Genomic DNA, 11,580 nt, shown 5'->3' with positions numbered 1-11,580 from the left:
ACGTCTTCTTCGATGGACGTCAGGCGGTCGTTGATCAAGCGAGCCAGCTCCGCGCCTTCGCGCTCGCGGCCAGCCTTCAAGTCCTTCAAGCCCTGATTGAACAGCGCCAGCGCTTCGGCGTTCAGCGCTTGCGGGTCGGACGCATCGGCTACCAGCACGCCGGGCCAGGCCAGCACTTCCAGCGGATTCAGCGCGGCGGGATTCTTGATCAGGCCGGCCACGGTTTCCGCAGCGGCAACCAGTTGTGCAGCGCGCTCGCGGTCGACTTGCAGCGGCTTGCCGGTGCTTTCTTCGGTGAAGCGCAGCGTGCATTCCAGTTTGCCCCGCGACAGACCCTGACGCAGCGCTTCACGCACGGCGCCTTCGAGGTCGCGAAACGATTCGGGCAAGCGCAGGTGCGGTTCCAGATAGCGGCTGTTGACCGAGCGCAGTTCCCAGCTCAGGGTGCCCTGAACGCCGGCTTTCTCGACGCGGGCGAAGGCGGTCATGCTGTGCACCATGGCGGTGACCTCGCAATGCAGATCGGCGCGAAACGTTGTTTCGCAGGCGCGATTTCAATGAATTTAAGCCGACAGGCAGCAAAGGCGCAGGATTGTAGCGCAGTGCGGCGAATGCGCCCAAACACACGGTGTGACAAAGCGCTGCAGCCCGTCGGTTATGCGCGCTTGAGGGGCTTCGGTCGTCGGCCGGCGGTTTTAACCAGTGCCCACTCGCGGTGCGGCGCTCTATAATGCTCCGCAGTTTTCCGTCCTCAGTACAGGTATCCCTATGAAACGTCCAAGTGGTCGCGCTGCCGATCAGCTCCGCTCGATCCGCATCACCCGCAACTACACCAAACACGCCGAGGGATCCGTACTGGTCGAATTCGGTGACACCAAAGTCATCTGCACCGTCAGCGTCGAAAACGGCGTGCCGCGTTTCCTCAAAGGTCAGGGCCAGGGCTGGTTGACTGCCGAGTACGGCATGCTGCCGCGCGCCACCGGCGAGCGTAACCAGCGTGAAGCCAGCCGTGGCAAGCAGGGCGGTCGTACTCTGGAAATCCAGCGCCTGATCGGCCGTTCCCTGCGCGCAGCGCTGGACATGTCCAAGCTCGGCGACGTGACCCTGTATGTCGATTGCGACGTGATCCAGGCCGATGGCGGTACTCGCACCGCGTCCATCACCGGCGCCATGGTTGCGCTGGTCGATGCCTTGAAAGTGATCAAGAAGCGCGGCGGCCTGAAAGGCGGTGACCCGCTCAAGCAGATGATCGGTGCGGTCTCGGTCGGCATGTACCAGGGCGAGCCGGTGCTGGATCTGGACTATCTTGAAGATTCCGCAGCTGAAACCGATCTGAACGTGGTGATGACCAGCACCGGTGGTTTCATCGAAGTGCAGGGCACCGCCGAGGGCGCCCCTTTCCAGCCTGAAGATTTGAATGCCATGCTGGAACTGGCGAAGAAAGGCATGAACGAGATCTTCGAACTGCAGAAGGCTGCGCTGGCCGACTAAGGTTCTTGACCACAAGGAGGACGTGATGAGTGACGAGCAAGAGTTGCTGCCCAAGCCGAGCCAGGAGGTTCGCCAATGGGCGATGTTCTGTCACTTGTCCGCCTTGCTGGGGATCTGGATTCCGTTCGGCAATCTGATCGGGCCGCTGATCCTATGGCAGATGAAGCGCGAGAAGGACCCTTTCATCGATGCACAGGGCAAAGAGGCGCTGAATTTTCAGATCACTGTCGCCATTGCCTCGATGATCTGCTTTTTGCTCATGCTGCTGATCATTGGTTTCTTCCTCTTTGGTTTGCTGGCAATCGCGGCATTGGTCCTGACGATCATTGCAGGGGTCAAAGCCAACGAAGGTTTTCCTTACAGATATCCGTTCACTTGGCGACTGATCAAGTGAAAGTCTGTTGTATCGCAATATGAAAATGCCCCGACTTATCGGGGCATTTTTATTTGTGCAACTTAATAATTGGTTTTTGTTGTAGGACTAGTCTGTTAACGATGTGCGGTTTGGCATTTATTTGCTGATATTCGTCTATTACATGTTTGGTCACAACTGATCGATCCAGTGCTTATTCCCGTTCTTGTTATTGGCGCGAACGGGTTGTTAAAGTTGCCCAATGTAATGTTTCGGTTGAAACATTCCGATATGTTCAAGCCATCGATGGCACTTGAATTCCCCAGTAATCAGTGTTGAGAAAATCAGCCGGTTCACCCGTCGAGCCCAGGTAAACGCTCGCCTCGTGAATACTTAGCCAAGAATAATCCACATGATTGAGCTCGATTTCTACGGCACGCTCGTGGCCGCTTCCTTAGTATTACTGCTCGGACGCGGACTCGTTACGCGTGTTGGCTTTCTGCGAAGTTACAATATTCCTGAACCGGTGGCGGGCGGCCTGGTGGTTGCCGTGCTCCTGTTGATATTGCGCACTTTCGATATAGAAGTCCGCTTCGATACATCATTGCAAACACCGTTGATGTTGGCTTTCTTCGCCACGATTGGCTTGAGCGCGGACCTCGCCAGCCTGAAAAAGGGTGGCCGCGTTGTCGGCGTCTTTCTGCTGGCGGTCATTGGCTTGCTGGTGGTGCAGAACGCCATGGGAATAGGGTTGGCAACTTTGCTTGGGCTTGATCCTTTGATGGGCTTGCTGACGGGGTCCATCACGCTCGCCGGCGGTCACGGCACTGGCGCTGCATGGGGCGCGGTGTTCAGCGAGAAATATGGCCTGGCCTCGGCTTCGGAACTGGCGCTGGCCTCAGCGACGTTCGGTCTGGTGCTGGGTGGTCTGATCGGTGGGCCCGTCGCGCGGTTGCTGATCAAGCGCGTGCAAGTGCCAGGTTGCAATCCGCAACAAGCGCCGCGACTGCCAAGAGGTTTTGAACAGCCGAACAAGGAACGCTCGATCACGCCGTTTTCGTTCGTTGAGACGCTGGCGCTGATTGCCGTCAGCCTGCTCGCAGGCAATCTTTTGAATGGCTTGCTGCAAGGCACTGCTTTCGAGCTACCGACGTTTGTCTGCGTGCTGTTTGTGGGTGTGGTGTTGCGCAACAGTCTGTCAGCGCTTGGCTTGTATCAGGTATTCGAGCGCGAAGTTTCCGTGCTCGGCAATGTCAGCCTCTCGCTATTTCTGGCAATCGCTTTGATGTCGCTGAAGCTTTGGGATCTGGCGGCGCTGGCATTGCCGATCTTCATTATTCTGGCCGTGCAGGCGCTGGTCATGGCGCTGTTCGCGATTTTCGTGACGTTCCGGGTGATGGGCAGCAACTATGATGCCGCCGTGCTCGCTGCGGGGCATTGCGGCTTTGGTCTGGGTGCCACGCCGACGGCGATTGCCAACATGCAAGCCGTGACGCAGCGCTATGGGCCGTCGCAGATCGCGTTTCTGGTGGTGCCGATGGTAGGAGCGTTCTTCATCGATATCGTTAACGTCATCGTGATCAAGTTGTACCTGGCCTTGCCATTCTTCGCTGCGGTCTAGCATAGACAGGCGCATAAAAAATGCCCGCATCTCACGATGCGGGCATTTTCTTTGGCTGCGATAAAACGCTTAGATGGTCAGCGTCCAGTCGTAGTCGACGATCAACGGCGCGTGCTGCGAGAACCGTGGCTGACGCGGCAGGCGTGCGCTCCGCACCGAGCGACGCAGGCCAGGGGTCAGGATCTGATAATCGAAACGCCAGCCCAGATTGAGCATCTCGGCCTGTTCGTTATCCGGCCACCAGCTGTACTGATCGCCTTCGCGGCTGACTTCGCGCAGCGCATCGACATAGCCCATGTTGCCGACAATCTCGTCCATCCAGGCGCGTTCCGGCGCCAGGAAGCCTGGAGATTGCTGGCTGTCGCGCCAGTTCTTGATGTCGAGTTTCTGCTGCGCAACGTACAGCGAGCCACAATAAATGTACTCGCGACGTTTGCGTCGCTGTTTGTCCAGGTACTTGCCGAAATCGTCCATGAGCTTGAACTTCTGGTTCAAGTCCTCATCGCCGTTCATCCCCGAAGGAAACAGCAAGGTGGCAATACTGACTTTGTCGAAATCTGCTTGCAGGTAGCGCCCGTAGCGGTCGGCCGTCTCGAAACCGAGACCGCTGATGACAGCCTTCGGTTGCAACCGCGAATACAAAGCCACGCCGCCTTGGGCAGGGACTTCAGCATCGCAGGCATAAAGGAAGTAGCCATCCAGTTGGAAGGCTGGGTCATCCAGTTCAAAGGCGGAGGCACGGGTGTCCTGCAGGCAGATGACGTCGGCATTCTGGGCTTGCAGCCAACTGAGCAAACCGCGCTCGACTGCCGCCTGAATACCATTGACGTTCACACTGATGATCCGCATAAATGGCCCCAAAAATCGCGTGCGTGTATGATACACGGCGTCAAGCTAATTAGCTAAATCCGTGGTATTTGGGGTTTTTTTCATGCAAGCGTATCAGCGCGATTTCATTCGTTTTGCCATCGATCGCGGCGTTTTGCGCTTCGGTGAGTTCACCCTGAAGTCCGGGCGCACCAGTCCCTACTTCTTCAACGCCGGCCTGTTCAACTCCGGTTCGGCCCTGGCGCAACTGGGGCGTTTCTACGCCGCTGCCATCGCCGAGAGCGGCATCTCCTTCGACGTTCTGTTTGGCCCGGCTTATAAAGGCATTCCGCTGGCGGCCACGACCGCCGTTGCGCTGGCCGAACATCACGGCCGTGACCTGCCATGGTGCTTCAACCGCAAGGAAGCCAAGGCCCACGGCGAGGGCGGCAGCCTGGTCGGCGCACCGCTGACTGGCGACGTGCTGATCATCGACGACGTGATCACCGCCGGCACCGCCATTCGTGAAGTGATGCAGATCATCGCTTCCCAGGACGGCGCCAAGGCCGCCGGTGTGCTGATCGCACTGAACCGCCAGGAGCGTGGCAACGGCGAGTTGTCGGCCATCCAGGAAGTCGAGCGTGACTTCGGCATCCCGGTGATCAGCATCGTCTCGCTGAATCAGGTGCTGGAATTCCTCGCCGATGATCCGCAGCTCAAACAGCATTTGCCAGCCGTGGAAGCGTATCGCGCGCAATTTGGCGTGTGATCCATACCTGTAGGAGCTGCCGAAGGCTGCGATCTTTTGATCTTGTTTTTCAGGATCAAGATCAAAAGATCGCAGCCTTCGGCAGCTCCTACGGTGGTCTACGCAGTTTTTGCCATTTCCTGAGCAGTCTCAGCGCCAATCCGACATTGACCAGCGCAAACACCAACAGCGCAACAACCACCATCACGTACAACGTGCGATCCACATCGAAATCCCACAGGTCCAGCGTGCTGCTGCGCATGATCCCGACTGCTGCCGGCAAGTTAACGTAAAACAGCGCCCCGAAAGCGCACGTCAATGGCAATGCTCGCCAGTAGAAAGCAGCCATCACCTTGTCTCGACTGCGCTTGCGGGCCTGCGAACCTTTTTGAAATTCATCCTCAGCCAGCGCTTCATTGAGCTCCGGCCACGCCAGATTGAACATGAACGTGGTCAGGGTCAGCAGCAAGCCACTGACCGCGACGATGTCACTGAACGGCATTCAGACCCAGCGTTGCACAGAGCAATGCGTGGGAATCTTCGCTGATCTCGAATTGCCCGGCGCTGCCCTTGCGTTTGGTGATGGGTTTGAAGGTCGGCTCGTTCTGGGTGATGAGCATGTTCAATTCATCGCGGATCACGTCCGAGCTGATCACCACCAGAAACACGTTTTGCGCATGTTCGGCGGACTCGATCACTGCGCGCATGCTGTGCTGCAGGATGTCGTCGAGCTGATTGCGAAAGCGCGATACGGTGTTCTTCAACAGGGTTTTGCTTTGGCTCTGGGTCAGTTGAAAGATCGTCGAGATCTGCGATTCGGTCGGCAGGGTTTGCCCGAAGTAACTCTGGATCAGATACAGCAGGCGATCCTGCTTGGCTTCGTCCGCCCGGCTGGGCATGCCGCCCTCGACCAGCATTTTCAGGTATTCGGTCAGACTGGCTTTGGCGATGCGCTCCAGCGCATGGGCGATTTCAGCGTCGCCGATGCGCAAGGTCTTTTTTACCGGTTCCTTTTGTTCCTGCTCGAAAGCATCGGCGTCGATCGTGAACGAGATCTGCATGGCTCAGGCGCTCCAGAATTATTTTTTGCTGGCAGCCGGCTTTTCGGATTTTTCCGGGTACGGATCTTGTGGGGCGTCACCCTGGCCGGTGAGGGTTTTCCAGCCGTTCAGGACATGCGCCGTTTTCCTGAACTGCGGGCAGGGTGGCATAGAGGTTTTGGCTTGATTGGAATAACGATGGCCGCAGTCCACGCATTCGTAGGTGCCTGCTGAAACATCGCTGCCGTAGGGAACGTAATCTTTCTGCATGAGTGAATCTCCGTTGGATGAGAGGAAGATCCTATGGAGATTTGTTCTGAGTGGATGTCGGACGTTTCGCTGTATCGAGTCAGGCTTTTCCTGCGCGCACCAAAAAATCGCAGCCTTCGTCAGTTCCTGCAAAAGCGGATTCTCGCATGTGCGAAATCCCCGTAGGAGCTGCCGAAGGCCGCGATCTTTTGCTTTCAGCTATTAGCGATCAGGGACGCTTGCGATTGCTGATCAGCGTACCCACGCCAGTGTCAGTGAAGATTTCCAGCAGGATCGCATTCGGCACACGACCATCGATGATCAACGAACTGCCAACCCCACCCTGAACCGCTTCCAGTGCGCAACGGATCTTCGGCAGCATGCCGCCGTAGATCGTGCCGTCAGCGATCAAGTCGTCGACTTGCTGAGTGCACAGGCCGGTCAATACATGCCCCGATTTGTCCATCAGGCCGGCAATGTTGGTCAGCAGCATCAGTTTTTCAGCTTTCAGTGCTTCGGCAACCTTGCCCGCCACCAGGTCGGCGTTGATGTTGTACGACTCGCCGTTCTCACCGACGCCAATCGGTGCGATGACCGGGATGAAGTTGCCTTTGACCAGCAGATTCAACAACTCCGTATTGATGCCGACGACTTCGCCGACATGGCCGATGTCGATGATTTCCGGCTGGGTCATCTCCGGGGTCTGGCGGGAGACGGTGAGCTTCTTCGCCCGGATCAGCCCGGCATCTTTACCGGTCAGGCCGATGGCGCTGCCGCCATGGCGGTTGATCAGGTTGACGATGCTCTTGTTGACCTGACCGCCAAGGACCATTTCCACCACGTCCATGGTCGCCGCGTCGGTGACGCGCATGCCGTCGACGAAATGGCTTTCGATCGACAGGCGCTTGAGCAGATCACCGATCTGCGGGCCGCCACCGTGCACGACCACCGGATTGATACCCACGGCTTTCATCAGCACGATGTCGCGGGCGAAGCCGGTTTTCAGCTCCTCGCTTTCCATCGCGTTGCCGCCGTATTTGATCACCAGGGTCTTGCCGACATAACGTCGGATGTAAGGCAGTGCTTCGGACAGGACCTTGGCAGTGTTGGCGGCGGCTTCGCGTTCGAGGGTCATTCAGGGCTCCGGGTGGATCAGAACGGTAATTGGAGATCAGGTGCAACGCGTTTCAGTTGGGCGTGGAACACATCCTTGATGCGCTGCAGTTCAGCCTCGTCATCGGCCTCGAAGCGCAGCACCAGCACCGGTGTGGTGTTGGATGCGCGCACCAGGCCCCAGCCTTTGGCGTAATCGACCCGCACGCCGTCGATGGTGGTCAGGTCGGCGCCTTCGCCCCACTGAGCATCGTGCAGTGCATCAATGATGCTGAATTTGCTCTCTTCGGTCACATGGATATTGATTTCCGGCGTGGAAATATCGTTCGGGAAGGTCGCAAACAGCTCTTCCGCAGTGGATTTTTCCTTGCTGAGGATCTCCAGCAGTCGTGCGGCGCTGTAGATGCCGTCGTCGAAACCGAACCAGCGCTCCTTGAAGAAGATGTGCCCGCTCATTTCTCCGGCCAGCAGCGCACCGGATTGCTTCATTTTCTTTTTGATCAGCGAGTGACCGGTCTTCCACATTAGCGGCCGACCGCCGTATTCCTTGATCAGCGGCACCAAACGGCGAGTGCATTTGACGTCGAAGATGATTTCCGCGTCCGGGTTACGCGCCACTACGTCGCGAGCGAACAGCATCAGCAGACGGTCCGGGTAGACGATGCTGCCGGTGTTGGTCACCACGCCGACGCGGTCGCCGTCACCGTCGAAGGCCAGACCGATATCGGCGTTGGTTTCCTTGACCTTGGCGATCAGGTCGACGAGGTTTTCCGGTTTGCCCGGATCCGGGTGATGGTTCGGGAAGTTGCCGTCGACCTCGCAGAACAGCGGAATGACTTCGCAGTTCAGCGCTTCGATCAGTTGCGGGGCGATCACGCCGGCCGCGCCGTTGCCGCAGTCGACCACGACTTTCAGGCGGCGGGCCAGTTTGATGTCCTGGACGATTTCGGTGTTGTAGCGGTCGAGGATTTCGACCTGAGTGACGCTGCCCTGGCCGCTGCTCAGGTCATTGTTCTTGATGCGCTCGTGGAGCACCTGAATCTGCTCGTTGGCGAGGGTGTCGCCGGCGATGACGATTTTGAAACCGTTGTAGTTCGACGGATTGTGGCTACCGGTGAGCATCACCCCGGACTTGCCGGCCAGCACGTTGGCGGCGTAATACAGCGCTGGCGTTGGCACCAGGCCGACATCGCTGACGTGGCAACCGCTCTCGGCGATGCCGCGAATGAGTTCCGCGACCAGCTCCGGGCCGGACAGGCGACCGTCGCGACCGACCGAAACATTCGGTTCGCCCTGGGCCAGGCTCTGCGAGCCGATGGCACGGCCAATCCAGTAGGCGGTTTCACCGTTGAGGTATTCCGGCACGGTGCCGCGAATGTCGTAGGCGCGGAAAATGCTGTCAGGCAGCTTCGGGGCGATCTTGGCGGGGGTGCTCATCTGTGGACATGCTCCATCTCGAAAAGGGCGGGACAGACCGACGAAATGTTCGACGGCAGGCTCAAACTGAAGGGTATGACGGCGTTTTCCACAGAGAGTTCGTGCTATGAAAGGGCCATGATGCCTCGGCGGACCGGGCTCGCGACCAGCAAAACCTTGATTTACGGTGTTAAAACCTGCTGCCGATGTAGTGCATTTTTTGTGGTGAGGGGATAAGCCCCCTCACCACAATAATTTCTATCCGGTTATTTGGTGCCGGTATGGCCAAAACCACCGGTACCGCGCTCGGTCTCGACAAACTCTTCAACCATTTCGAAATGCGCCTGCACCACCGGCACCAGCACCAATTGCGCCAAGCGTTCGCCGACGGTCATGGTGAAGTCGCTCTGGCCGCGGTTCCAGCAGGAGACCATCAGCGGGCCCTGGTAGTCGGAGTCGATCAGGCCGACCAGATTGCCCAGCACGATGCCGTGTTTGTGGCCCATGCCCGAGCGTGGCAGGATCAGCGCGGCGAGATTCGGGTCACCGATGTACACCGACAGGCCGGTGGGGATCAGCACGGTTTCACCCGGTTTGATCACGATGTCCTGTTCCAGCATGGCGCGCAGGTCGAGGCCGGCGGAGCCCGGGGTGGCGTATTGCGGCAGCGGGAATTCGGTGCCGATGCGTGGGTCGAGGATCTTGGCTTGCAAAGCGTGCATGTAAATTAAACCTGGTTCAGACGTTCGGCGATAAAAGTGACCAGTTGGCGAGCAATCTTGCTCTTGCTGGTCTGGGCGAAAACCGTGGCGTGCAGCTCACGGTCGATGACGCTGCAGGCGTTTTCTTCGCTGTTGAAACCGATGCTCGGGTTGGCGACGTCGTTGGCGACGATCAGATCGAGATTCTTGTCCTTCAGCTTGCGTGCAGCGTAGTCGAGCAGGTGTTCGGTTTCGGCAGCGAAGCCGACACTGAACGGACGGTCGGTACGGGTCGCGATGGTGGCAAGGATGTCCGGGTTGCGCACCATTTGCAGGACGAAGCCGTCACCGCTCGTAGGATCTTTCTTGAGTTTATGCGGGGCGACGACTTCAGGGCGGTAGTCCGCCACCGCTGCCGACGAGATGAACACATCGCAAGGCATGGCAGATTCGCAGGCGGCGAGCATGTCGCGGGCGCTGACCACATCGATCCGCGTCACGCGATCCGGCGTCGGCAGGTGCACCGGGCCGCTGATCAACGTGACACGGGCGCCGGCTTCCACGGCTGCTTCGGCGAGGGCAAAACCCATTTTGCCGGAGCTGTGGTTGGTGATGTAGCGCACCGGGTCGATGTTTTCCTGAGTCGGGCCGGCGGTGATCACCACATGCTTGCCGGTCAGGGCCTGGCGCTGGAAGCAATCAGCGGCGAGCAGCGCCAGATCGGTGGCTTCCATCATGCGGCCCATGCCGACGTCGCCGCAGGCCTGGCTGCCCGAGGCCGGGCCGAAAGTCTTCAGGCCACGGCTTTCGAGCAGTTGCAGGTTGGCCTGGGTCGCCGGGTCGCGCCACATCGCCTGATTCATTGCTGGCGCGACAGCAACCACGGCGTCGGTGGCCAGCACCAATGTGGTCAGCAGATCGTTGGCAATGCCTTGGGCCAGGCGGGCGATCAGGTCGGCGGTGGCCGGGGCGATCAGCACCAGATCGGCCCATTTCGCCAGCTCGATATGGCCCATGGCGGCTTCGGCGGCAGGGTCGAGCAAGTCGAGGTGAACCGGGTGGCCCGACAGGGCCTGCATGGTCAGCGGGGTAATGAATTCGGCGCCGCCATGGGTCATGACCACGCGCACTTCGGCACCTTGGTCGATCAGGCGGCGAACCAGATCGGCGCTCTTGTAGGCCGCAATGCCGCCGCCGACGCCCAGAACGATGCGTTTCCGATACAGCCGCTGCATAGGTCTGCCTTTCATTTCGTTGATGACTGCGGCGCGATGCCCCTCCCCAGGGTTGAATCGACCGCCAAAAAGATGGGCTACGATATCACAGCGACCGCTACGGAACAGCGGCGCCCACAGACAAGGAGGTGCTATGAGTATTCGCGATTGGCCGGCGGCGGAACGGCCGCGGGAAAGGTTGTTGGAACACGGCGCAGGGAGTCTTTCGGACGCTGAGTTACTGGCAATTTTTCTGCGCACCGGACTGCCCGGAAAAAGCGCTGTCGACCTCGCCAGACATCTGCTGACGCAATTCGGTGGCCTGCGTTTGCTGCTCGAGGCCGATCAGGACGCATTCAGTAAACAAATGGGTCTTGGCCCGGCCAAGTTCGCCCAATTGCAAGCCGCCCAGGAAATGAGCAAGCGCCATCTGGCCGAGCGCTCACGGCAGAAACCGGCACTGGAAAACCCTCAGGTCGTACGCGACTACCTCAAGGCGATGTTGCGACATGAGCCGCACGAGGTATTCGGCTGCCTGTTTCTCGATTCAAAGCACCAGGTGCTCAATTTCGAGGCGCTGTTTCGCGGCTCTATCGACAACACCAGCGTGCATCCTCGGGAGGTGGTGAAGCGGGCGCTGGCCAATAACGCGGCGGCAGTGATCCTCTGCCACAACCATCCGTCCGGCAACACCGATCCGAGTCAGGCCGATCGGCTGCTGACCAAGCGCCTGCAGAAAGCGCTGGAGCTGATTGACGTGCGAGTGCTCGATCACTTCATCATCGGAGACGGCGAACCGCTGTCGATGGCGGAGTGTGGCTGGATGTA

At 58.8% G+C, this 11,580-nt stretch carries 13 protein-coding genes and 1 pseudogene; 5 read left to right on the top strand and 9 right to left on the bottom strand.

What is annotated here, in order from left to right:
- The coding region (locus tag D6877_RS21545) for a YicC/YloC family endoribonuclease (RefSeq protein WP_347233426.1) at positions 1-500 on the bottom strand (500 nt) is incomplete at its 3' end.
- A 268-nt stretch (positions 501-768) separates the two neighbouring features.
- Between D6877_RS21545 and rph the strand changes: the two genes are divergently transcribed.
- The 3 genes from rph (at position 769) to gltS (ending at position 3,464) form a co-directional block, all read left to right on the top strand.
- Positions 769-1,491: a ribonuclease PH gene (gene rph / locus D6877_RS21540; RefSeq protein ID WP_027610407.1), complete on the top strand. Its 723-nt coding sequence runs from the start codon at positions 769-771 to the stop codon at positions 1,489-1,491.
- 25 nt (positions 1,492-1,516) lie between these two features.
- Complete coding sequence (locus D6877_RS21535; RefSeq protein ID WP_016772541.1) at positions 1,517-1,885, top strand: DUF4870 domain-containing protein; 369 nt, start codon at positions 1,517-1,519, stop codon at positions 1,883-1,885.
- Between the two features lie 370 nt (positions 1,886-2,255).
- A complete protein-coding gene (gene gltS, locus D6877_RS21530) occupies positions 2,256-3,464 on the top strand; it encodes a sodium/glutamate symporter (protein ID WP_130912049.1) in 1,209 nt (402 codons plus the stop codon).
- A 69-nt stretch (positions 3,465-3,533) separates the two neighbouring features.
- Here the strand turns inward: gltS and D6877_RS21525 are convergent, their stop codons facing one another.
- On the bottom strand, positions 3,534-4,313 hold the full coding sequence (locus D6877_RS21525; protein ID WP_016772543.1) for an exodeoxyribonuclease III: 780 nt from the start codon (positions 4,311-4,313) through the stop codon (positions 3,534-3,536).
- Positions 4,314-4,395: 82 nt separating this feature from the next.
- On the opposite strand from D6877_RS21525, the gene pyrE reads away from it, so the two are divergent.
- On the top strand, positions 4,396-5,040 hold the full coding sequence (gene pyrE / locus D6877_RS21520; RefSeq protein WP_008062842.1) for an orotate phosphoribosyltransferase: 645 nt from the start codon (positions 4,396-4,398) through the stop codon (positions 5,038-5,040).
- 88 nt (positions 5,041-5,128) lie between these two features.
- Here pyrE and D6877_RS21510 read toward each other — a convergent pair whose 3' ends face one another.
- From D6877_RS21510 to coaBC, 7 genes and pseudogenes are all read right to left on the bottom strand, one after another.
- The gene (locus D6877_RS21510; RefSeq protein WP_130912048.1) at positions 5,129-5,521 is read right to left on the bottom strand and encodes a hypothetical protein; all 393 of its coding nucleotides are present in this window, start codon (positions 5,519-5,521) and stop codon (positions 5,129-5,131) included.
- Entirely contained in the window at positions 5,508-6,080 is a 573-nt protein-coding gene (locus tag D6877_RS21505) for a hypothetical protein (protein ID WP_123441840.1), read from the bottom strand. The genes D6877_RS21510 and D6877_RS21505 overlap by 14 nt, the downstream gene beginning before the upstream one ends.
- Before the next feature lie 18 nt (positions 6,081-6,098).
- The gene (locus D6877_RS21500) at positions 6,099-6,329 is read right to left on the bottom strand and encodes a hypothetical protein (RefSeq protein ID WP_016772547.1); all 231 of its coding nucleotides are present in this window, start codon (positions 6,327-6,329) and stop codon (positions 6,099-6,101) included.
- A 208-nt stretch (positions 6,330-6,537) separates the two neighbouring features.
- A complete protein-coding gene (gene argB, locus D6877_RS21495) occupies positions 6,538-7,443 on the bottom strand; it encodes an acetylglutamate kinase (RefSeq protein ID WP_130912047.1) in 906 nt (301 codons plus the stop codon).
- A 17-nt stretch (positions 7,444-7,460) separates the two neighbouring features.
- A pseudogene (locus tag D6877_RS21490) lies at positions 7,461-8,864 on the bottom strand (phosphomannomutase/phosphoglucomutase); the annotation flags it as partial.
- Between the two features lie 239 nt (positions 8,865-9,103).
- A complete protein-coding gene (dut, locus tag D6877_RS21485; protein WP_016772550.1) occupies positions 9,104-9,559 on the bottom strand; it encodes a dUTP diphosphatase in 456 nt (151 codons plus the stop codon).
- A 5-nt stretch (positions 9,560-9,564) separates the two neighbouring features.
- Positions 9,565-10,773 carry a bifunctional phosphopantothenoylcysteine decarboxylase/phosphopantothenate--cysteine ligase CoaBC gene (gene coaBC / locus D6877_RS21480; protein ID WP_130912053.1) on the bottom strand — a complete coding sequence of 403 codons (1,209 nt, stop codon included), beginning with the start codon at positions 10,771-10,773 and terminating at the stop codon, positions 9,565-9,567.
- Between the two features lie 133 nt (positions 10,774-10,906).
- On the opposite strand from coaBC, the gene radC reads away from it, so the two are divergent.
- A partial coding sequence (radC, locus tag D6877_RS21475) for a DNA repair protein RadC (protein WP_039757373.1) occupies positions 10,907-11,580 on the top strand: 674 nt, incomplete at its 3' end.

This window comes from Pseudomonas sp. Sample_9 (assembly GCF_004307535.1).
In the GTDB taxonomy this organism is placed as follows: Bacteria; Pseudomonadota; Gammaproteobacteria; order Pseudomonadales; family Pseudomonadaceae; genus Aquipseudomonas; species Aquipseudomonas mercuritolerans.
Note: the sequence above shows the minus strand (reverse complement) of the source record. Positions and strands in the feature narration are given on the sequence as shown.

Coding starts and splice junctions, on each gene's coding strand:
- D6877_RS21505 (WP_123441840.1), bottom strand. CDS start 6,080: ATGCAGATCTCGTTCACGATCGACGCCGATGCTTTCGAGCAGGAACAA.
- D6877_RS21535 (WP_016772541.1), top strand. CDS start 1,517: ATGAGTGACGAGCAAGAGTTGCTGCCCAAGCCGAGCCAGGAGGTTCGC.
- dut (WP_016772550.1), bottom strand. CDS start 9,559: ATGCACGCTTTGCAAGCCAAGATCCTCGACCCACGCATCGGCACCGAA.
- rph (WP_027610407.1), top strand. CDS start 769: ATGAAACGTCCAAGTGGTCGCGCTGCCGATCAGCTCCGCTCGATCCGC.
- coaBC (WP_130912053.1), bottom strand. CDS start 10,773: ATGCAGCGGCTGTATCGGAAACGCATCGTTCTGGGCGTCGGCGGCGGC.
- D6877_RS21500 (WP_016772547.1), bottom strand. CDS start 6,329: ATGCAGAAAGATTACGTTCCCTACGGCAGCGATGTTTCAGCAGGCACC.
- pyrE (WP_008062842.1), top strand. CDS start 4,396: ATGCAAGCGTATCAGCGCGATTTCATTCGTTTTGCCATCGATCGCGGC.
- gltS (WP_130912049.1), top strand. CDS start 2,256: ATGATTGAGCTCGATTTCTACGGCACGCTCGTGGCCGCTTCCTTAGTA.
- D6877_RS21510 (WP_130912048.1), bottom strand. CDS start 5,521: ATGCCGTTCAGTGACATCGTCGCGGTCAGTGGCTTGCTGCTGACCCTG.
- argB (WP_130912047.1), bottom strand. CDS start 7,443: ATGACCCTCGAACGCGAAGCCGCCGCCAACACTGCCAAGGTCCTGTCC.
- D6877_RS21525 (WP_016772543.1), bottom strand. CDS start 4,313: ATGCGGATCATCAGTGTGAACGTCAATGGTATTCAGGCGGCAGTCGAG.